The organism is Rhizobium atlanticum (genome assembly GCF_030182485.1).
In the GTDB taxonomy this organism is placed as follows: domain Bacteria; phylum Pseudomonadota; class Alphaproteobacteria; order Rhizobiales; family Rhizobiaceae; genus Rhizobium.
Genome location: NZ_JAQJCJ010000041.1, coordinates 1 through 21,902 on the forward strand (window position 1 = coordinate 1; position 21,902 = coordinate 21,902).

The window sequence follows — 21,902 nt, forward strand, 5'->3', positions numbered from 1 at the left end:
TCTGGCACTCGCTTCGTTCCGGTGCAGAGATTGGCGATCCCGCTGGGGGCGTTCCGGTGTCGTGTCGATGAACTGTTGCCGCAGATCGCCATAGCCCGCCAAGCCTAGCCTTTGAGCCAGCCTTACAAGATTTACCGGCTGAACATTGGCCCGCCGCGCGATCTCTCGCATCGAGTAATAGGGAACTTCGTCGGCGTTGTTGATGACGTAATGGGCTGCATCCACCATCTGCCCCGAGAGCTCGACGCATATCGTCTTAATTTGATCGATCAACTCAGGCCTGGTCATACGTCTTCTCTGGACCATCAACGCTTTCGAGCCCCCAAGTCGGTTCTGTCGTCGCTGGGTACACCCGGCGACCTAACGAAGAATTCCCGAGTTTCGCGAGAGGTTCGCAGGAAATGATGGTTCAGAGGCAATCCCTCCATCACACTCATACAGAACCGAATCCCCGTCATCGCACGACGTTGCGCAGGACGCCCACATTCTCCAATTCCACCTCTACCGTGTCACCCGGCTGCAACCACATCGGCGGCTGCCGCTTGGCTCCGATGCCTTGCGGGGTGCCTGTCGTAATGATGTCGCCGGGAGAAAGAGCCAGAAAATAGGAGATATAACTGACCAAATCGCGAACGGGAAAGATCATCAGATGGGTATTGGATGATTGGACTTGCGAGCCGTTAACTCTGGTCTGGATGTCGAGGTTCTGGATGTCTCCGACCTCATCCAGCGTAACAAGTGCCGGGCCGACCGGCGTCGAGCCATCCACGGCCTTGCCTGCCAGCCATTGCGTTCCGCGATACTGCAGATCTCGCGCCGTAATGTCGTTTAGGACGGTCACGCCGGCAACGAAATCAAGTGCGTCCTCGGGCGAAACGGAACGGCATTCCTTGCCGATTATGATCGCCAGCTCGCCTTCGAAATCAAGGTTCGGCGTGATATTTGAGCACGATATCTCATCGAAAGGACCGATCAGAGAGCTTGCAAATTTCGCAAAGATGTCCGGATGCGACGGCAGGGCCCGTCCAGTCTCCGCGACATGATCATTATAATTGAGACCGATACAAAGGATTTTCGAGGGATCGGTGACCGGCGGTCCAAGGCGCACTTTGTCAAACGGCCCCACCTCGGCCTTCCGATCCATCTGGGCTGCCGCCGTCAGTCGCGCGGACAGCTCTGACAACGCTCCTCCGTAGTCCCGAAGAAGTTCGCGGACCGATGAGACCCGCTTAGCGCTCTCCCCAGATCCTCCGAGGAGTGTGTCAACGTCGAAAATTGACGAACCTATCACAACGCCGGCTCTCCATGAGCCCGCCGAGTCATACGTAACGAGTTTCATTGGTCCTCCCGCACCACACCGGTGCTTTCAAGTCGAATTCGAGATGTAAAAAGCTCAGCCACTGGGTAATGCGGCATAGAGCCGGTCGACCGCCGCAACGTTATCGCGCCGTGGAAATTGCACATGCCGATCCTAGATCCGGTTCCCCTTCATGAAGTCCGCAGCGCGCTCGCCAATCATGATCGCCGGGGCATTTAGATTGCTCGATGAGACGAACGGCATGACGGACGTATCGGCGACCCGGAGACCGTCGATGCCATGTACGCGCAATTGAGGGTCGACCACGGCCATCTCGTCCGTGCCGATCTTGCAGGCGCCGCTCAAATGATATGCCCCCTGCGAGTACTTCCTGACGAACTCCTCGAATTCCGCACGGGTCTTCATCGGCTTGGCAGGCAAATGCGGCTCGCTGACGAACTTCTTCATCGATGGTTGCTCCATAATCTCCTGCCCAAGGCGAATCCCATCGACGAGGCGATCCACGTCATATGGATGACTGAGATAGTTGGGGTCCACGATAGGCGGAACATTCGGATCCGATGAGCGAAGAGCGATCCGGCCGCGAGATTTCGGCCGGCAGGCATACACATTCAACGTGCATCCATTGCCGCTTGCCGTCGTTTCCACACCTTCCTCAATGCCGGCACCGGCCAGGAAGTGATATTGCAGATCTGGAGTCGGATCGGATTTATCGCCCCACCAGAAAGCCCCGCCCTCGCAAATATTCGATGTAATCGGACCAGACCCGAAAAGCGCATACTGAGCTGCCGCGGCCAGCTGCCACCGCAGCTTCTTGTATTTGTCGTAACTCGTGTTGGACTTAAGGTTATAGATGAGGAAGCAATCAGTATGATCCTGCAGGTTTTGCCCAACGCCTGGCAGGTCGTGAACCACCCGGACTCCCGCCTGCTCGAGCTCGGCAGCCGGCCCTATTCCCGATAGCAATAGGAGACGAGGAGATCCCACGGCTCCGGAAGATATGACGACTTCGCGTTCTGCCCGCATCGTCGCAACGCGGCCATTTTCCACATATTGGATGCCTACGGCACGACCGCCCTCAACCAGGATCCTCGTAACCTGTTTACCGGTAACGATTTTCAAATTCCGACGCTTTCGGGCCGGGTGAAGATACGCATCGGCCGAGCTGCACCGACGTCCATTCTTCGTCGTCAGTTGATAAAGCCCGGCTCCCTGCAGTTCACCAGAATTGAAATCCGGATTATACGGAATTCCCGCCTCCTGACAGGCCTTTACCCATGCTTTGGTTAGCGGCAATGTGTGCTGCTGGTTCGAAACGGTCAACGGTCCGTCCTGACCATGGACATCGTTCGAATAAACCTCGTTGCTTTCTGCTTTGCGGAAGTAGGGGAGCACATCGTTGTAGCCCCAACCCTCCGCTCCATGGTCGACCCATCTATCGAAATCAGATGGTGCGCCCCTCATATAGATCATCGCGTTCAGCGAACTGCCGCCACCTAAAACGCGTGCTTGTCCGACTTGTGGCTCGGTACCATTTTGATGGTGGAGCTTCTCGACCTTGTACCAGTGAAGCAAAGGCCCCTTGAAGGATTTATAGAAAGTTACAGGAAAGCGGATCCAGATGCTGCTGTCTTTCGGCCCGGCCTCAAACAGCGTCACCGATACATCGGGATCTTCGCTCAAACGACCCGCAATAGCGCATCCTGCGGAGCCGCCACCTACCACGATAAAATCGGGCATCACATCATCCTAATCCACTAACCGGAAACGGCCCGAGTACGAAAATGTGACCGGGCGCTGAACAGTGCTTGTCGCCCCTATCGAATGCCCGAGAAGAAAGCATCAACTTCTGCCTGGCGCATGTCGCAGAACCAGCATTCCACAATCTGCTCGTTTTCGAAGCGATAAGCCGCGAGGCGGTCGGTGCGAACTTGTTTGTCACCACGCGCCCAAATCTCATGGACCATGATCAGAATGGCCTCGTCCGATTCTGCAATAAGCTCGTCGTGTCCAGCCTCACCGCCGACGATCCACATGTCCGTATAGGCGGCGACCTTGTTCACCCAACCTTCGACAAAGCCTTTGGCACCGTGAAAGTCGCGGGAAAGAACGGGGTGCGTTCCTCCCATATGCACGACGAGATTGTCTGCATAGTAGCTGCAGCCCTTTTCGACATCGCCGCTCGACCAAGCCTCGTGATACTCACGAAGAATATCCTTTGCGCGCTTCTTGCTCATGTTAATCTCCATTGAACCTTAGACAGGCATTCCATCGCACTCAGCCATAAAGAAGAGCTACGCGGTCTTCCGTCTTGCGTCGGTCGACTGAATGTTTTTTCCATCGGCAGAGATCGCGACACCATAAATGTCGAGTGCTGCCTGCCGGGACACGACGCCATCGCGGACGTCGCGTAAGACGGAAGCAGGGTCGCGCTTGTGCGGATGTCCCCAACCGCCACCGGCCGTAGCCTCGATCACAAGATGGAGCGGCTTAACCTCCTCGACGCCATAGGGCGGGCAATATAGCTCCTCACCGGTCGCTAGATCGAAGGCCTTAATCGACCCCTTCTCACCCCAGTATCCGCCGTTGACCCCCGCGGCGGTTTTCTTGCGCGCGCCTTCACCCCGGAGCAGATGCTCTCCACCCGCCAGGACATCGACCACGTAATCGACGCCGGTTCCACCACGGTACTGACCAGCACCGCCCGTGTCGCAGCGCATCTCGTAGCGATGCACGCGGATCGGATAGGACTGCTCGTAGGTTTCTACATTCGGGATAAACATCCCGCCGAGCGTCATCTGATGGCTGGACGTTGGAAATCCATCACGCCCCTTGACCGCGCCGCCGCCGGAACTGCCGTGCCAGTGATAAAGAACGAAGACATTCCCGTCAGGCTTCGTGCCCGACGAGATGCCGAACACCGACTTGCCCCAACCCGCGCAGGCGCGCTCAGGGTCCGCCTGGGCCAACGCCCCCCAGCATGCATTCATGATGTCAATGGCGGGGAACACCGTATTCATCGTCATGGGTGCTGGCGGCAGGGCGTTCACCACGCTGCCTTCGGGCGCGACAATCTTGACACAACGGTAGGTGCCTTCGTTGTGTGGGATCGCGGGGTCTAGAAAGGCGGAAAGAGCGCAATAGACCGCAGAATGCGTGTTGGCGATTCCGCTATTCTTGAAACCCTTGATCTGCGGCGACGTTCCCGTGAAATCAAAAGTGATCGTGTCATCGTCAATGGTCATCTTTATATGAGTTTCGATATCGACGAGCTCGAAGCAGTCGGTATCGCTGAAGTCCGACGCATGCCACACCCCGTTCGGAAGCTCTGAGATCGCCTGACGCATCCGCCGTTCGCCGTAGTCGAGAAGAGCATCGAGGTACGCACGGCCTTTCTCGATACCGAGTTGGGCAATGACGTCAGCCAACCGCTGGCCGCCAATCCGCGTCGAACCGATCATCGCTCCAAGATCGCCTTCCAGCAGGTCGGGGCAGCGCGAATTCAGGAGCAGCATGCGCCACAGGTCGTCGCGCAGCTGGCCCTTTTCGATCAGCTTCAGGACAGGCAGGCGAATTCCTTCATGGAAAATTTCGGTCGCCTTAGCATTGTAGGTACCGGCCGCGCCGCCACCGATATCGGATTGGTGGGCACGATTGCTGCAGAAGCCGACCAATTGGCCTTCCACGAAAACGGGACGAATGAGGGTCCAGTCTGGCAGATGATTGCCGCCTGCCGCGTACGGATCGCTCAAGATGAAGACGTCTTCAGGCTCGATACGACCGGAGAAATCCCGCAGGACCGCGCGTACCGCAAATCCGCCGCTGCCGGAATGGATCGGCAAACCATCTGCCTGAGCGATCGTTTCACCATCCGCATTGCTCAAGAAGCACGAAAAATCATGGCTCTGGCTGAAGATCGGGCTGCGTGCAGTCCGAGTCATGATGGTGCCCATCTGCAGACTGATGTGATCCAGCTGGCGCTGAAGAATCGCAATGAGAACCGGATCGTATTCAGGAGACAAAACAGTGCTCATAATTTGACCTCATCAATTCTTGCATTAGACAATCCGCCCTGCGGGGCATTTGGCCGCTGCCGCACCAACGATGCGATGGTCTTCAGATCGTACCCGACGACGCTTCGGTTGTTCATGCTGCCTCGCCCTGCAGAATGTCGACGTGATAGTTGCCTGCATCGGTCATCGTCAGCTTATCCCCGGCCCCGAGAATGAGGGTAGTCGTCGCTTCTTCGATGATCGCAGGTCCGGTCAGTTGCTGACGCGGGGTCAGAACCGTGCCATCGTAAACAGGCGTTTCAACGAAGCCCAACTCCTTATTGATCCAAACCGGCCGGCGCGAAATGGCCGTCGGATCGGATACCGTTGTGGAAGCCGCCGCAACTGCCAATGCATCCAGCTTGCCGATCGCCGCCATTCGCAGATTGACGACCTCGATTGCACCTGCCGGCTGCACATAGCCAAAGAGACGTCTATAGACCTGCTCGAATGCCGCCCGTATGGTCACCGCATCCGTTGAGGAACACTCCACGGGGATAGTCCATTGCTGACCGAAATAACGAAGGTCATAGGCACGCTTCAGAAGCGTCTTGTCTCCCGTGAAGCCTTCGCGCGTCAGAACATCACTCGCTTCCGCCTGCATCTCAACGAAAGCAGCTTCGAGTTGATCCGGTCTCGAACTTTCCAAATTGTCCAGCTCTTTGAGCCAGCTTCGTACATAGTCATGGCGAAGGTCAGAGTTGCACATCCCAAATGCGCAGAACACGCCTGCGAGCCGCGGGATGTAAAGGCTTGAACAGCCGAGCAGCCTTGCCGTCGAAGGGCCGTGCAAGGGACCTGCTCCGCCGCAGGCTACGAGCGTAAACGCCCGTGGATTGTAGCCCTTCTCAAGCGAGGCCTGCTCCACGACGTGGAGAATATTTTGCTCGACGAGCTGAATGATTCCGGCGGCTGCATCGGTGACGCTCAGACCAAGAGGCTTAGCGACATGCGTTTCAATCGCCTCGACTGCCTTTTCCATGCTGAGGGTTATCACTCCGCCCGCATATGGACCCGGCTTGAGCCGTCCGAGCACGAGCTGCGCATCGGTCACGGTCGGTCGAGTGCCGCCGCGACCGTAGGATGCCGGGCCGGGGGTCGAGCCCGCGCCTTCCGGTCCAGCCTTCAGGAGCCCCGCACCGTCCACGGAGGCGATCGTACCTCCCCCGGCGCCCACAGTGTGGATGTCGACGGACGGGATGTTCAGATGGTAACCATCCACGACGATCTGATCGGTCATCGAGACCATTCCGTGCTCCATCAACGTGACGTCGCAGCTCGTGCCCCCAATCTCGATCGACATGAGATGTTCCGAGCCTGTGTCCTGCCCGAAGAACTTTAAGGAGCCGACACCCGCAGCCGGTCCCGATAGAACCAGACTTGCCGGCGCATGTCCGATCTCGTCGATGGAAATCGCCCCGCCATTGGACTGGATCATCAAAAGCTTGCGCTTCAGGCCAAGCGATGAGAGCCGCTGCGAAAGGCTTTCAAGATAAGGGACGACGCGGCGCGCAACGTAGGCGTTGACGACTGTCGTCGACGTGCGTTCATACTCCCCGATCGTCGGGGCAATTTCCGACGATGCGGTCACCCAGACATTTGGAAGAAGCGACTTCAGAACCGCCTTGGCAGCTCTTTCATGGGCCGGATTTGCGTAGGAATGCAGGAAGCAGATCGCAATCGCCTCGACGCCTTCCTCCTCGAAGACGCGCGCTGCGTCCGCGACGGATTCCGGATTGAAGGGTATCCTGACCGTGCCATCCTGCTCCAGGCGTTCGACGACCGGGAGGCGAAGATAGCGAGGAACCAGGACTTCGGGAAAGGGTTTCCGATGGTCCCAAACATATTCGCGCATGGAACGCCGGATCTCCAGCGAATCGCGGAAGCCCTCCGTGACCAGGAGGCCAACCTTCGCACCCTTCTTTTCAAGCAGCGTGTTTGTAGCGATGGTCGAACCATGAACAAACAATTCGGTGTTGGACAGGAAGGTTTCCACGTCGATGGCCAAGCTGCCAGCTGCCAGTCTAATCGCCGAAAGCACGCCTTCTGTTGGATCGGAAGGCACGGAAGGTGCTTTGAACGCCCGCACGGTTCCTCTGGAGTCGACCATGACAAGGTCGGTGAAGGTGCCGCCGATATCAACTCCGACGCGGTAGGGTGCAATTAACATCGGCTGTCCACTCATCGCTGGTTTACCATATCCTTCAATCTTCTGTCAGAGGCTCACTGAACGCGCTTGCATCAGATGGCTGCAATCCGGCGAGCATCCAGTTCTCTTTCGACGACCCGCACCAATTTGTCCGCTATCGAAAAGACCTCGACTTCGGTCATCGGGCTGGAAAGCGACCCGGAGCAATTGGGCGTCAGGAGAACGTTTTCATCCAACATGGCCAACTGAATCCGGCGGATGAGCTTTGCGGCCTCCGCACTCGGAAATGCACTCCGATAGCCAGTGACTTTGCCCGCTCCGAGATGAAGCCGGAACAGCGATCCCATTCCGGTGACCGTTGCGGCCACGCCAGCATTCGCAAGCCCCTGGCTGATCCTCTCGCGCAAGGCGTCACCGAGTTTGTTAAGCCGCTCCACGACTGGGCGTGAATAGTGCTCCAAGGAAGTCAGACCCGCAGCCATGCTGAGGGGGTTGGCACTGAACGTGCCCCCCATAGACACTCTCGGTTTGCCGGCGGAATGATCGAAGACGGACATGCAGTCGGCGCGCCCCGATACGGCGCCGATCGGCAATCCGCCGCCAATGATCTTTGCCGTCGTGATCAAATCCGGCTCGAGACCGAAAAGAGGGGAAGCCCCTTCATAAGACAGGCGGAAGCTGATCACTTCGTCGGCAATGAGAATGATGCCATCACGACGGCAAGCCTCTTGTATGACGGCAGTCGTTTCTTTCGACATTGGCACGGTGCCGGCCCGCGAAGCGTTGGGATCAACGATAACCGCCGCCAGCGTGGCCCCTTCACGACGAAGGATATCGGCACAACGCTGGGGGTCGTCGTAAGGGAGCACTACGACCTCCTGCAAAACCGAGTCGGGCGTGCCCGCATTGCAACGGACAGATGCTGGATTGCCATTCTCGTCGTTCCAATTGGAAGGCGTCGGATCAAGACTTACCTCTACCCAATCGTAAGCTCCATGATAGCAACCTTCGAACTTGGCAATCCTGTGCCGGCCCGTCAGGCCGCGAGCACCCTTGATTGCGGCCAGCACAGCCTCGGTTCCCGAGTTGCAGAAACGGGTCTGCTCCATCCGCGGGTTTCTGGCAGCCAGCGCTTCGGCAAGAAGGATTTCGCTCTCGGTCGGCATACCGAAGGCCGTACCTTTGGTCATCGCCTCGCGCACCGCATCCAGAACGGGACCAAATGCGTGGCCATGAATAAGCGAGAAGAAGTTGTTCGCGCAGTCAAGAAGTCGACGTTCATCAAGGTCGACGACCCAGCACCCTTCACCACGTGCCGCATAGGGCGGATGCGGCTGGAACCACGACGCCGCACGCATCGACCCTCCCGGAACCACCTGCCGCTCGCGAAAAAACGCAGCTTTGGAACGCTGGCCGATAACGGAACCTGATTCAACATTTTGATGTTCCGGCTCGAGTTTCATCTTGTTCTCCGTTCACTCCTGGGTGAGGAGCAATAAACACCATGATCCAAACATGTGTCAACAGGATCATGTGATCCAAAGTTCTTTTTGCTGCAGCTTAGCTCGGACGCCACTCGGTCCACATACCGGAGTGACCAACGCGGCAGCCAGTTTCGAGCCAGCTTGATCGCTCGTTCTAAGGGAAATTAATCGGAGACCAAGCCTCCACGCCGGGGAGCCCCTGCCCGTTGAGTTGCCGCCCCCGGCGACCGCGCTCATTCTGAAACAAAACACTGGCATTGGGTCATGCGCATCGATCGGCAGTTCGTGTCATCTGTGTGAGCGCAATTATTCCTCGGGTTCTCGACGAACGCCGGCGCCTGGAAGGCCTGATGAATTCTCAAGCCTGCCGCATAAACAAAAATCCCTGATGGATCACTTGATCCTATTGACATATATCTGGATCATGATGTTGATTACAGTCGATCAGCGAAAAAAGCGCCCTGCCCCAAGGCGGTCTTGCACAACACGCGATTCAAGGCGGCCGACCGCTGCGACGGGCGCGCAGGAATGGAAAAAGTTGCCGGCGGTCGACAATCGGTAGTGCAAACAGGATGCCATCGAGTGCGCAAGGAGGAGAGCCCATTGTGAAACGACGGCAAAAGGCAAGGTCTTCCTTGTCACTGAGAAAACGCAACAAGGGATAAGCGAACGCACTGCCGATGGAATCGCCGGCACAAGGCTTCCGTGGCGTAAGGAAAGCAAGCGACGCTGCGTCGATGTTGCCGATTCTGCACAGTACAATTGGTCGATTTCCATGATTTCCAAATCGCGACTGGCACTCAGCATAGAATCCGGCGCCAGAGAGACTGCGTAAGATTTAAGGAGTCCGTTAGATGAGCAATGAAAGCCGAACTGTTTTTGACGTTGTGATTGTAGGCGCCGGCCCGTCCGGAGCTGTCGCCGCCAAACGTCTAGCGGAAGATGGAATGTCCGTCATCTGCCTTGAGCAAGGCAGTTACCCTGACTACACCAAGCTTCGGCACGCGGGCCTCGAGTTCGAACTGACGAAGCAGCAGCATTTTGCGACGAATCCAAATCGTCGGAAGGCGCCCTCAGACTATCCGATCAACGTCAGCGATTCAGATATCGAGCCACTGATGTGGAACGGCGTTGGCGGAAGCTCCGTACTGTACGCGGCTGCCTGGCATCGGCTCAAGCCGAGCGATTTCCGAGTCCGGACGGTTGATGGGATCGCCGACGACTGGCCTCTCAGCTATGCGGAACTCGAACCTTTCTATGCCCGGGTGGAGAATGATTTCGCGGTTTCCGGCGTCGGAGGGGATCCAGCCTATCCGCCCGGCTTCGACATCCCGCTGCCCCCCTTTCCCATGGGAGCGATGGAACGGAAGTTCTCCGCGGCTCACGATCGTCTTGGCTGGCACTGGTGGCCAGGCAGTAACTCGATCGCGACCGTAAAACATAACGGTCTGCTGCCTTGTGTGCGGCGTGGCGCATGCACGTGGGGCTGCTTCGACGGTGCCAAGGCTTCCGTCGATCGCACGCACTGGCCGACCTGTATCAAGCTTGGCGTAAAACTCGTCAAGAACGCGCGCGTATTGCGCGTGGAAACCGGATCCGACGGCCTCGCCATCGGCGTCACCTACGTGGATCGGGAAACGGGAACCACGCATTTTCAGCCGGGCCGCACGGTCATCGTTTCGGCCAACGGCGTGGGAACGCCCAGACTGCTCCTGAATTCCGCTTCGAACGACCATCCAAATGGATTGGCAAATTCTTCCGGCCTGGTCGGCAAGCGATTGATGATGCATCCCTATGGGACGGTGAGCGGCCTTTTCGACGATTTTTTCGAAAACTGGCAAGGACCTTACGGCCAGCGCGCCTACTCGCTGGAATTTGCTGAAACCCGCAAAGATACGAATTTCTACCGAGGCGCAAAATGGCAGTTGATGGGAATGGGCGGCCCCTTGGCATCAGTGGGCAGTTGGCCGTGGGGCAGCAATGCTGACGTCTGGGGTGAGAACTTCCATGCAACGGTGCATAAGCGCTTCGGCCGTTCGGCCTATTGGGGGATCATGGCCGAGGATCTTCCAAGTGAGGAGAATATGGTCGCGCTCGACCCTGATGTTACGGATGCCGACGGTATGCCCGCCGTCAAGGTAAGGTACAAGGCATCGCAGAACACAATGGATCTCTTGAATTTCAACCTGTTGCGCGCTTCAGAATCCATGAAGGAAGCAGGCGCCTATGAGGTCTCGGGAACGCCGCTGATGCGAGAGACCGGCTGGCACATACTCGGAACCGTACGTATGGGTAACGATCCCCATACCTCTGTCGTCGACTCCTTTGGCCGCTCGCACGACGTACCAAACCTCTTCGTGATGGATGGAAGCGTCATGCCGACTTCGGGCGCAGTCAATCCTACCGGCACCGTCACCGCACTGGCGCTGAGAAACGCCGAATCCATCATTGAAAACAAGCGCTCCCAACCGGTAAGCCGGGCTGTCGAAGCGCAAAAGGCAGGGCTCTAAACCATGACTTACGACATCAACGACTTTCAAACCAGGATCGCCTGGATCGCCGATGCCCTCATCCCTTCAGACGTTGCGCTCGGCATGCCCTCCGCCACGGAAGCCGGCATGCTGGAACGCCTCCTGCCCCACGCCTTGAAGGCGCGCGACGATATGGCCCCCTCTTTCTTTCAAGCGTTGTCGCGACTGCCCGAGGCCTGTCCCAACGATCCGCTTGACGCAATCCGCGCACTCGGTGCCGATGACTTCTATGTGATCTCATTCCTGATCGCCGGCGCATATTTCCTGGACGAAGCAATCACCAGTAAGCTGCATTATCCGGGCCAGGAAGCTTTGTACGAAACGCCCGACTACGAAGAGATCATGGAGACAGCCGAGCGGGTGCAATCAAGAGGAGCGGTTTACCTGGACGTGCCGGAATCCGCATAGAGCATGGCGCGCAAAACTCTGCAGCGGTTTTGCGAGAACGACATGCGTAAAAACCAAGATCTAAAGCGCGAGAAGCGAATCTGAAAGATCGCCAAGCGCTTTAGACGCGGGGTTGAACAGACAGCAAAAATCCCATTCGCCACACGTCCACTTTACGGTTTTCGCGGACTTCAGGCGAACTGCCTTGCTGGCGGACACCAGACGCAAGCGAGTCGAGGACCGGACATTTTTACAGACGCATGATCTCCCAAACGCCCTTGACGGCGGGCATCGGTGCCCCTGAAGAAAACGCAGTTCGAGCGGCGCCGCAACGGCGCGGCGGGAAAATTGACCGCATAGTCGTTGTCCGTCATCATGCTGTCTACATAGAAGACAACCCCGCCCTCAAAGAGCGATGCGACCTTCTGAGGTTGGCCTCATTCGCCCGACTATTGAGGAATTACTTTGCCGGGGTTGAGCAGCCCGTTAGGGTCGATCGCCGTCTTTATCCTCTTCATCAAATCGATTTTCCCTTCGGCGCCGTACTGCTGGAGCAAGTTGAGCTTGACGCGCCCTATTCCATATTCGGCGCTGAAGGTCCCGCCCATTTCGTACGCTAACTGGTAGATCTCTGGAGAAATATCCTGCTCGACATCGCATTTGAAAATTCGTTTGTCCGCGCCCTCAGGGGGCACAATGTTGAAGTGGACGTTGCCGTCGCCCACATGACCGTAGACCGACAGCAAAGCATCGCTACGATGCCTTCGAACAAGCTGACACGCCGCTTCGATAAACGCCGCGAGGCGGGAGGTTCGGACCGCAATGTCGTGCTTGACTGATCCGCCGTGGTAAACCTCGGCCTCGGGAATATTTTCGCGGAGACGCCAAAGGTCCGCCCGTTGCTGCTCGCTTGCAGCGATGGTGCCGTCGCTAATCAATTCGGATTCGTAGAGTTCCGCAAGAAGCGCACTTATACATTCGTCGAGGTTGAGAACCGGAGAGGCGGTCGTGGCCTCCAGAATAACATAATGTTCACTTTCTTGCTCAAGCGGATGCCGACGGTGGCTCTGAGCACTGAGGAGCAAATTCAAGGACGCTCTTGAAATATATTCAAACGACGTAATCGCCTCGCCACTTTTTGTTTGGGCGGCATCAAGTATCATGGCAAGCGAGCCGATGTCGCGCACAGCCAGAAAAGCGGTAATCGTCTGCCGTGGTCTCCTCACCAGTTTGAGCGAAACGCCGGTGATAATCCCCAACGTTCCTTCCGCACCTATAAAAAGCTGCTTCACGTCGTATCCGGAATTGTTCTTCCGAAGCGGGTTCAATTCGCTAAACAGCGAGCCATCCGGTAAGACGACTTCGAGCCCGAGCACCAATTCACGCGCCATGCCGTATCGTACGACGTTGATTCCGCCAGCATTTGTCGAGAGGTTGCCGCCTATCCGACAGGATTGTTGTGAACCGAGCGCGAGCGGCAGCATCAGGCCCGCATCATCGGCGGCGCTTTGCAACTCGCTGAGTATCATGCCCGCGTCCGCAGTGACGGAGAGATTCTGAGGATCGAGTTCGCGGAGCGTATTCATTCTTTCCAGGCTGATGAGCAACTCCTGCCCATCGGCGTTTGGCGTTGCCGCCGTGCAATAGCTCGTGTTGCCGCCTTGGGGTACGATGCCAACCGTGTGCTTCGCGCACGCACGGATAATGGTCTGGACTTCTGCCGTATTGCGCGGACGTAACAGGGCGGTTGTCGCTCCGACGTACTGTCGGCGAAAATCCGTGACGTATGCGGATATGATGTCGTGATCCTTGGTAACCAGGTCCACAGGCAGATCCAAAAGCACGCTATCGATACGTCGCATCGCTCAATGTTCCGTTCGTCGAAGTCTGGCCTGGCGTATTTTTCCACCTACGGGTCAGCGACAATCGCAAGCCCGAAAATATAGCTTTAACGCGACACGGCGGTTGCCAATTCCAAGCGTATGATCGGTCGATCCCGGCAGGCCCTGGGCTAGAGGCCAGGGCCCTTCCCGGCTGCAACGGCAGATCGGCTGCTCACGCGTAGCTATGCATTGCGGGTTACAAGATCCGGAAGGACCTCTCCCTCCAGCGCCCGTCGCGCCCGTTCGACGGCTTGCTCCTGCAATGCATCCAATGACGTCGTGGAACGCCAAGCAACATGAGGGGTGAACACCGTATTTGGCGCGTCGCGTAACGGATGACCTGCCGGCAACGGTTCCTGAGCGAAAGTGTCGAGACCCGCCCCGGCAATGGTTCCAGCACGAAGGGCGGCGGCGAGCGCTTCCTCATCGATCAGGCCGCCGCGCGAGACGTTGATAATCACCGCGTTGCGACGCATGCGCTTCAATACCTCGGCTGAGATAAGGTGACGAGTTTCCCCAGATAGAGGTACGTGGAGCGAGACGACGTCCGACTCCTCCAGTACTTGTTTCAAGGTTGCGGCGGGGACGTCTGAGAACGTCGACATCGGATCGAAGGCATGGACCTTCGCGCCGATCGCAGCCCACCATTTCGCGACCAGCCGCCCGATGCGGCCCATTCCGACGACGCCAACCTGCAGGTTCGAGAGTTTGGGCGTATCCAGTCCGATCACTCCCGCCCACTCGCCTGCCAGAACGGCTGCCTGCCCCTGCGGAATCCGCCGAGCCAAATTCAATCCCATCGCCAACGCATGCGATGCGACTTCCTCGGAGGCCGTATCGGGAACAATGGTCACAGGCACGCCCACGTTGTTGGCCGCCGCGACATCGATGTTGTCGTAGCCGACGCCGTAGCGTACGACGGCCTTGCAGCGCCGCAACATCCCGAATTCCTCCACCGTCATTTTGGCGTAGGGCGTGACCATCACGATCTCCGCCTCAGCCATGCGACTGCTGAATGCCGCCTGATCGTCAGCAACCACGATCTCCCGACCGAAGCGTTCTGCTAGTGCACGCTCCCTGTTCAGGTTGGGGAATCGGTGGGGAGCGACGAGAATGATCCCGGCCTCGTTCGACATAGTCATCTTACCATTTCTCCGCATTTGACATGAAATCGGTGGATGGCTTGGCAATCGATGCAAGGCTTGCGCCGCGATCACCGGAAACCAGTGGGTTTTAAAGAACTTCAGCCGATTGTATCGAGGTCGATGAGTTCGATCTTGTACCCATCGGGATCCTCGACAAAGGCGATCACGGTCGTACCGTGCTTCATCGGTCCTGCAGGTCGTGGAATCCGAGCGCCGTTCGCAGCCAGTTCATTGCAAATATCGTAGATATTCCTGACGCCGAGTGCGATGTGGCCATAGCCGGTCCCGAGATCATAGGCGGATTCTTGGTCCCAGTTGTGAGTCAGTTCAATGACCGCGTGGGATTCTTCCGGACCGTAACCCACGAAGGCGAGCGTGAATTTGCCTTCAGGATAATCCAACCTGCGCAACAATGTCATTCCCAAAAGCCGCGTGTAGAAATCGATTGAACTGTCGAGGTCTTTCACGCGCACCATTGTATGCAGCACCCGAAACTTGGGTTCACTCATCCGTCATTTCCTCTCGATTATCTATCTCGTAGCAAGTGCCCGATGGCCTACCGTGGGCGTGCTGGCAAAAGCTTGCTTCCAGCGTCTGCCTCACGCACGACGAACCTCGTCATTTCTATCTCTGTGGCGCCTGGGCAACGGCACCCCTGGCCACCACTACCGTGTTGGCATCAACTCCAATCCCATTGCACCCAATCAATCTTGAGGTCAGTGAACACCATGATCCAGATATGTGTCAATAGGATCATGTGATCCATACCTATGTTTCTTTTCATCGCAGCAAAAGGCAGTCGAATGCGACACGCCGCATTGCGACGACCGTCATCTCCGGAATAGAGAGCGCGAATTTTTCGAAGCCATTGCTATTGGTCTGGCTCGAGACTTGGATCGGCGTGCCGCCCCTCGCCTTCTCCTCGAACATGCTCACGCTAGTTCGAACCCGACGACACAGATCCCTACGACAGTCCACGTGGATCAGTGATCCGGGCGGTAACGCCCTCTTTCTGGACGCTTTTGTCTCCTCGTCGAGGCGATAGCACCCGATCAGGAGGTAAAATAAATTGAGTGGATCACATGATCCTCTTGACATCAATCTGGATCATGGTGTTCACTGATCTCAATAAAACGGGAACGGGGCGAGAGAGCTGGGTCTTTCGCCTTACAGCGATTAGCAGGGTAAACATCCGCAAGCGCTCCGGAGGCAGATTGTCCTTCGGCTCATTCAGTTCGCCAGCAAGATGACCCCTGAAGGAGAGCTTATGACTTCAGTCACTTTCGCAAATGTCTGGAAGCAATTTGGTACGCACACGGCCATTGAAGATCTCAACCTCGATATCAAAGATGGCGAGTTCATGGTGTTCGTTGGGCCTTCCGGTTGCGGAAAGACGACGACGCTGCGCATGCTTGCCGGTCTGGAAATACCGACATTCGGTAAGATTTTGCTTGGGGACGAGGATGTCACGCTGACGTCGCCGGGACGCCGAAACATCTCGATGGTTTTCCAGAGCTATGCGCTCTACCCGCATATGACCGTTCGCCAGAATCTGGCATTCGGTCCGCAAATCCGTCACGAAAATAAATCCGAGATCGCCGCTGGTATCGACAGGGTGGCCAACCTTGTCGGACTCCAGGCGCTGCTGCACCGCTTCCCGAGCGAGCTCTCTGGCGGACAGCGTCAACGCGTGGCTCTCGCTCGCTCAATGATCCGCCGGCCGCGCATTTTCCTTCTCGACGAACCTCTTTCAAATCTGGATGCCAGCCTGCGAACGCACATGCGTACTGAGATTGCGGAGTTGCAGCGGCAGCTGGGCGTCACGGCAGTGTATGTCACGCATGATCAGGTCGAAGCGATGACCATGGGGCACAGGATAGCGGTGTTCGATCACGGTCGCATTCTCCAGGTCGCAACGCCGGCGGAACTTTACCGCGCACCGGCTAGCAAGGTCGTTGGCATGTTCATTGGTTCACCGCGAATGAATATCCTACCGGCCAGGGTAAGCAATGACGGAAGCCTGGTGAACATACATTGCCTGGGCACGACCTTCTCCATGGAAGCACGTCATTTCGTCCGGGATCGAGTGTCGGAAACAATCGAATTGGGGATCCGGCCAGACGAAATTCAATGGGTAAAAGATGCCCCCTCGAGATGCACCGAAAAGATCACCGGCGTCGTGACGTCTCTGGAAACAACGGGATCCGACACGTTCGTCGTAGTCGATGTTGAGGGAACACAAGTGAATTCCAAATTTCCGAGCTTTGCTCCCGTAAAGCGCGGAGACACGGTCGATTTGATCTTTGATCCTGCGGATCTCCATTTCTTCGATGCGGGAACCGGAGCGAGCCTAAAGGTCAGGCCGGCCAACAACAACTAACGGAACGCAAATCAAACTGGGAGAAAGAGTTTATGTTGATATACCGAATTGGACCGGCTTCCTGCGGAAGGGATCATCAGGCCGGCGATCAGGCAAAGGGCCATCGAACGGCTATAAAACGAGTGTTGCGCGACTACGCCTTGGCGGCCCTGATGGCGACAACGGCTTTTTCCGGCGCATGTGTTGACGCTGCCCACGCCGCAAATGTGAAGGTGGCCTTCAGTCTGAACTGGACCTTCGCTGATCCCAAACTTGCTCAAAAATGGTTTGCCGATATTAAGGCTCAATTCGAGAAGAAGCATCCGGGGGATACAATGGAGCTGATACCAGTTCCCGGCGCTTATGATGACTTTATCACCAAGTTGAGCCTGCTTTACAACTCACCCAAGACCAAACCTGATGTGATCCAGTATTTCGACATCAATGTAGGTCAGTTCGCCGGGAGCGACCTTCTTTCGCCCATTGATGACAAGGTCGCCGACACCGCGTGGTGGAAGGATACCCCGGATGCCGTGAAGGATGCGGGAAAGTATGACGGCCAGGTCTACTCCGTCGCGCAAGGTATCAATACCTACGGCATTCTCTTTGACCGCACTCTGACCGACAAGGCCGGCCTGCCGAAGGACTGGAGCCCAAAGAGCTGGAACGACATTCTTGATGCCGCGCGAGCGATCAAGAAAACGTCTCCCGATGCTTCCCCGCTCTATGTCATAACCGGCACATCGCAAGGCACCTTCGGCGTAGTGGCAGGACCCGGCCTTCTGTTGTCCGCATCCAGCACGCCGACGATCTATGATCCAGCCACCAAGAAATGGGTGGTCGACAGCAAGGGCATCAGGGAAGTCCTCGATTTCTACAAGACTGCTGCCGCTGAGGGCCTCCTCGCACCCACCTCGCAGATCATGGATCCCAATGGCGCCACTCATCCGGCGGAGGCTCTGCACGGTCACAAATTCGGCATCACGCTGACCGGCAATTGGATCCCGATTTTCTGGAGCAAGGATATCTGTGCGCCTTGTTGGGATGACAAGGAAGAAACGATCGGATTCGCCAAGGTGCCGACCTCACAGGGTCAGGCACCCGGTACAGGAGCAAGCTTCAACGGCGTCGTCCTTTCGATGTCCAAGAATCCATCCGATCCGGAACTTGCTTGGTCCGCAATCGATATCATGCAGCAAAAGCAAAATATGTTGAATATCGCGGCCTGGGTGGCGGTTGCTCCGCCCACAACTGGGCTGACGACCGATGCGAGCTATCTTGCTCTCAGTCGACCACCATTCCAGAAGGCTTTCGCCGACCTGGCTTCAAGTTCGCGAGCCATGCCCTCCCAGCCGGAATTTCCAATCTGGGGCAACGCTTTCCAACAGGCTACGCAAGCAATGGTGCTAAAGCCAGAGACGACGATCGATCAAGGCGTCGAGATACTCCGATCCTACATGGCAACTCAGGTGGGCGAGGATAATTTGGAGACCCTCCCTTGACTTCAAAGCACTCATTGAGCACCACCCAGGAGCCGGTCACCCTGACCGGCTCCAAGGCGGAAAGGAGTAGGGTTAACCAGTCGAGCGCACGCGTACGCCTGGATGAACCTCGAGTGGATCCAGTTAACTTTGCCTTGCTCTCTCCTGCAGCGCTCCTTATTGGGACGCTTTTCCTGGGACCGGTAATCTATGCGATCTATCTCGGCTTTACCAATCTGCAGCTTATCGGAATCCATGCGGTTAATTACCGCTTCACGGGGCTGAGCAACGTCGCGTTTCTTCTCGGCGACGCGGTCTTCTATAAATCCCTCTGGCTCACCGTGATATTCGTGGTTGGATCGGGTGCAATCGCAACGACCGCACTCGGTCTTGTCTTGGCCCTTGCATTGCAGGACTGTCTTGCACCCATCAGATGGATCAGTAGCGCCGCGGCGATCATGGCCTGGACACTTCCTCCCACGACCATCGCTTTCCTTTGGATGGCGACGAGCACGCAGTCAGGTCTCATTGCCATGCTGGCCGGCAATATGCGTCTTGATCTTCTCTACCAGCACGCAATGCCAGTTGTTTCTACGGCTAACGCCTGGTCACTCGCGGGCCTTGCGATGACGATGTTTTCGGCCGCTCTTCGCAACATACCAGGCGACTTGATGGAAGCTGCTCAACTGGAAGGCGCCTCGTCGGCGCAGACGTTGACACGGATAACGTTGCCCATGCTGAAACCGACCATTATCACCTGCGCCCTGCTGATGATGCTGATGACGTTCGGCAACTTCACCCTGATATATCTGATGACTGGCGGGGGGCCCGGTAACGACACGAATATTCTGCCCGTCTATACGTATCTCCAAGGCTTCAAGTTTCATAACCTTGGATACGCCGCGCTTCTTGGAAATGTCATGGTGCTCCTTTCGGCACTTCTCGGGGGCCTGTTCGTTTGGGCCACCAAGACTCGCCGCTAATTTCGAAATCCTTTGGCCGGGGCTTCAGACCTCAATGGAAGGTTATTCGCAATGCAGACACTCACAGCCGCGCATGCCTCCAGATCCCCGTCAGGATTAAAGCTCAATAAGCCAAAGAACATTACTACTGATCGGGTTGTGAGCAATATCACCGCACTCGTACTGGCAATTTTCTTTGCGTTGCCTATGTTGTGGATGATACTCGCATCGGTGGACCAGGGTGCGACAAACCAGTTAAGAGCCCCCGAACTGACAGCCGAACATTACTGGGTTGCCTTACAGGCAGACAACCTTGCTGCACTCGGTAACAGTCTTCTCATATCGACGGTCGCCACCGTAATAGGTACCGCCGCAGCGTTCACAGCGGCCTACGCATTCTCCAAGCACAACATTCCCTTCAAGAACCCGCTTTTATTGACAGTGTTATTTCTGTCCGGAGTGCCGATCTCGATCCTGATCGTCCCTGTATACAAGATGTTTGCATCACTCGGATGGCTATCCATCGTCCCGACTGGCATCTTGCTTGGAGTGACCGCCATTCCTTTTCAGATTTACCAGCTGAAGAACTTCATCGACGCGATACCAGCGGAGCTGGAGGAAGCGGCCACTCTCGAACAGGCAAGCAGCCTGCAGATTCTCTATAGAGTGATCCTTCCGCTGACCAAACCTGGCCTTGCGTCCTCGGCGATTTTCGGCTTCGTCAATGCATGGGGCAATTTCCTGATGCCGGTGGTTTTGATCAACAGTCTCGATGATCAGCCGGCGCCGGTACACCTATTCGGTTTTATGGGGTCGAACTCGATCGACTATGGCGCGATCGCGGCGTATTCGATTATCTACTCCCTGCCGGTGGTTCTCCTATTCTTGGGCATGGCCAGTCAGTTCAAAGCAGGGTTTTCACTGGGCGGCGCCGTAAAATAATCGGGCATTGCGACTGCCCGAGCAATCTGTCCGATCTGCATTAGGTATAGGGATGCCAGCATTCACACGACGTACGCCACACCCCGCCGGGAACAGTCCTTCGATCCGCCATACGCGGCAGTGTCGATGGGAAAAAGCGGATTGAAGTTGGTAGGCGAGCTAATAACGACGCGCGGCCAATTCGCGTTCGGTCCGTTATGCCAGCGATCCAATCCGGATGGACAAACGACTTGACGAGAGCATCCTGGCCAACCACAGAGTTCATCCAGCGTAATCCTTAGATCATGGGTGTTAGGTCAAGTGTGCGATGTCAGTTTCAATACGCCAACCGGAGAGCGCCGATATTTAGCAATGCATCCGGGGTCCATTCGGAGACCATTCGTACTCTGCCCTTGCGGACAACATGCCCGCCTTTGAGAAACCGAAGCCTTTTTGTTCCGGAGAAGACGTATGACCAGGCCTGAGTTGATCGATCAAATTAAGACGATATGCGTCGAGCTCTCGGGGCAGATGGTGGATGCAGCCCATTACGTCATCAACAACGCCGACGAAGTTCCCTATTACTCGATGCGAGAGATCGCGCGGCGGGCCAATGTTCAGCCGGTAAATCTTGTAAGGCTGGCTCAAAGGCTAGGCTTGGCGGGCTATGGCGATCTGCGGCAACAGTTCATCGACACGACACCGGAACGCCCCCAGCGGGATCGCCAATCTCTGCACCGGAACGAAGCGAGTGCCAGACGCTCCGAAAGTCTATGTCATGGGCCGGCGAACGGCATTCACACCTGCCTATACGCTCGCCTATACCCTGCAGAAGGCCCGTCCGAATATCGTCTTGCTCGACACGCCTGGAGGAGCGCCGGAGGGTGCTTTGGACGACATCCGGCCCGGAGATGTGTTTGTCGCGGTCACCTTCGCACCATTCAATCGCCTCGTGCACAGATTGACCGAAAAGGCGTCTCAGTCGGGAGCGCACATCATCGCAATCACCGACAGCTTTGCCGCGCCCATCAGCAAGTTTGCCGGGCTGCTGCACTTCGTGGCGCAGTCGTCCGGCCGGGCTTTCCCCGAATCCACTCTCGGTGCGATTGCCATCGCCAACATCCTTGCCGCACTGACTATCAGCCGGCTCGGCGAGGCCGCACAGCGTCGAATTCGTGACAACGAGCACTTCCTGGTCAACTCCGGCGAATATCTCCTGTCAGCCGGCAC

The 21,902-nt window shown here is 56.8% G+C and carries 17 protein-coding genes and 1 pseudogene; 8 read left to right on the forward strand and 10 right to left on the reverse strand.

Annotated elements, in window-relative coordinates; translation table 11 throughout:
• The 7 genes from PH551_RS31240 to PH551_RS31270 all read right to left on the reverse strand — a co-directional run.
• Nucleotides 1–288 (reverse strand): MurR/RpiR family transcriptional regulator (locus PH551_RS31240; protein ID WP_483315455.1); only part of this gene is annotated, 288 nt, incomplete at its 3' end.
• Nucleotides 289–454: 166 nt separating this feature from the next.
• Nucleotides 455–1,339, reverse strand: coding sequence for a fumarylacetoacetate hydrolase family protein (locus PH551_RS31245; RefSeq protein ID WP_285196253.1), 885 nt, complete (start codon nt 1,337–1,339; stop codon nt 455–457).
• 132 nt (nt 1,340–1,471) lie between these two features.
• On the reverse strand, nt 1,472–3,058 hold the full coding sequence (locus PH551_RS31250; protein ID WP_285196254.1) for a GMC family oxidoreductase: 1,587 nt from the start codon (nt 3,056–3,058) through the stop codon (nt 1,472–1,474).
• A gap of 77 nt (nt 3,059–3,135) precedes the next feature.
• Nucleotides 3,136–3,555, reverse strand: a complete 420-nt coding sequence (locus tag PH551_RS31255; protein ID WP_285196255.1) for a nuclear transport factor 2 family protein — start codon at nt 3,553–3,555, stop codon at nt 3,136–3,138.
• A gap of 57 nt (nt 3,556–3,612) precedes the next feature.
• Nucleotides 3,613–5,352 (reverse strand): hydantoinase B/oxoprolinase family protein, encoded by a 1,740-nt coding sequence (locus PH551_RS31260; RefSeq protein ID WP_285196256.1) that lies wholly within the window; start codon nt 5,350–5,352, stop codon nt 3,613–3,615.
• Nucleotides 5,353–5,464: 112 nt separating this feature from the next.
• Nucleotides 5,465–7,540 carry a hydantoinase/oxoprolinase family protein gene (locus PH551_RS31265; RefSeq protein ID WP_285196257.1) on the reverse strand — a complete coding sequence of 692 codons (2,076 nt, stop codon included), beginning with the start codon at nt 7,538–7,540 and terminating at the stop codon, nt 5,465–5,467.
• A gap of 71 nt (nt 7,541–7,611) precedes the next feature.
• The gene (locus PH551_RS31270; protein ID WP_285196258.1) at nt 7,612–8,982 is read right to left on the reverse strand and encodes an aspartate aminotransferase family protein; all 1,371 of its coding nucleotides are present in this window, start codon (nt 8,980–8,982) and stop codon (nt 7,612–7,614) included.
• An 875-nt stretch (nt 8,983–9,857) separates the two neighbouring features.
• On the opposite strand from PH551_RS31270, the gene PH551_RS31275 reads away from it, so the two are divergent.
• Both PH551_RS31275 and PH551_RS31280 read left to right on the forward strand, forming a co-directional pair.
• Nucleotides 9,858–11,513 (forward strand): GMC family oxidoreductase, encoded by a 1,656-nt coding sequence (locus tag PH551_RS31275; RefSeq protein ID WP_285196259.1) that lies wholly within the window; start codon nt 9,858–9,860, stop codon nt 11,511–11,513.
• 3 nt (nt 11,514–11,516) lie between these two features.
• Nucleotides 11,517–11,942, forward strand: a complete 426-nt coding sequence (locus tag PH551_RS31280) for a hypothetical protein (protein WP_285196260.1) — start codon at nt 11,517–11,519, stop codon at nt 11,940–11,942.
• A gap of 428 nt (nt 11,943–12,370) precedes the next feature.
• Here PH551_RS31280 and PH551_RS31285 read toward each other — a convergent pair whose 3' ends face one another.
• The 3 genes from PH551_RS31285 to gloA form a co-directional block, all read right to left on the reverse strand.
• Complete coding sequence (locus PH551_RS31285) at nt 12,371–13,783, reverse strand: FAD-binding oxidoreductase (RefSeq protein WP_285196261.1); 1,413 nt, start codon at nt 13,781–13,783, stop codon at nt 12,371–12,373.
• Nucleotides 13,784–13,986: 203 nt separating this feature from the next.
• Nucleotides 13,987–14,946 (reverse strand): C-terminal binding protein, encoded by a 960-nt coding sequence (locus PH551_RS31290; protein WP_285196262.1) that lies wholly within the window; start codon nt 14,944–14,946, stop codon nt 13,987–13,989.
• A gap of 101 nt (nt 14,947–15,047) precedes the next feature.
• On the reverse strand, nt 15,048–15,458 hold the full coding sequence (gloA, locus tag PH551_RS31295) for a lactoylglutathione lyase (protein ID WP_285196263.1): 411 nt from the start codon (nt 15,456–15,458) through the stop codon (nt 15,048–15,050).
• Nucleotides 15,459–16,216: 758 nt separating this feature from the next.
• Between gloA and PH551_RS31300 the strand changes: the two genes are divergently transcribed.
• From PH551_RS31300 to PH551_RS31325, 6 genes and pseudogenes are all read left to right on the forward strand, one after another.
• On the forward strand, nt 16,217–17,329 hold the full coding sequence (locus PH551_RS31300; protein WP_285196264.1) for an ABC transporter ATP-binding protein: 1,113 nt from the start codon (nt 16,217–16,219) through the stop codon (nt 17,327–17,329).
• Between the two features lie 32 nt (nt 17,330–17,361).
• A complete protein-coding gene (locus PH551_RS31305) occupies nt 17,362–18,810 on the forward strand; it encodes an ABC transporter substrate-binding protein (RefSeq protein ID WP_285196265.1) in 1,449 nt (482 codons plus the stop codon).
• Complete coding sequence (locus PH551_RS31310; RefSeq protein WP_285196266.1) at nt 18,807–19,772, forward strand: carbohydrate ABC transporter permease; 966 nt, start codon at nt 18,807–18,809, stop codon at nt 19,770–19,772. Before PH551_RS31305 ends, PH551_RS31310 begins: the two co-directional genes overlap by 4 nt.
• 51 nt (nt 19,773–19,823) lie before the next feature.
• A complete protein-coding gene (locus PH551_RS31315) occupies nt 19,824–20,693 on the forward strand; it encodes a carbohydrate ABC transporter permease (RefSeq protein WP_285196267.1) in 870 nt (289 codons plus the stop codon).
• A 567-nt stretch (nt 20,694–21,260) separates the two neighbouring features.
• Nucleotides 21,261–21,305 (forward strand): annotated as a pseudogene (locus PH551_RS31320) (hypothetical protein); the annotation flags it as partial.
• Between the two features lie 118 nt (nt 21,306–21,423).
• Nucleotides 21,424–21,902, forward strand: a 479-nt coding sequence (locus PH551_RS31325) for a MurR/RpiR family transcriptional regulator (protein WP_285196268.1), incomplete at its 3' end; no start/stop codon positions are given.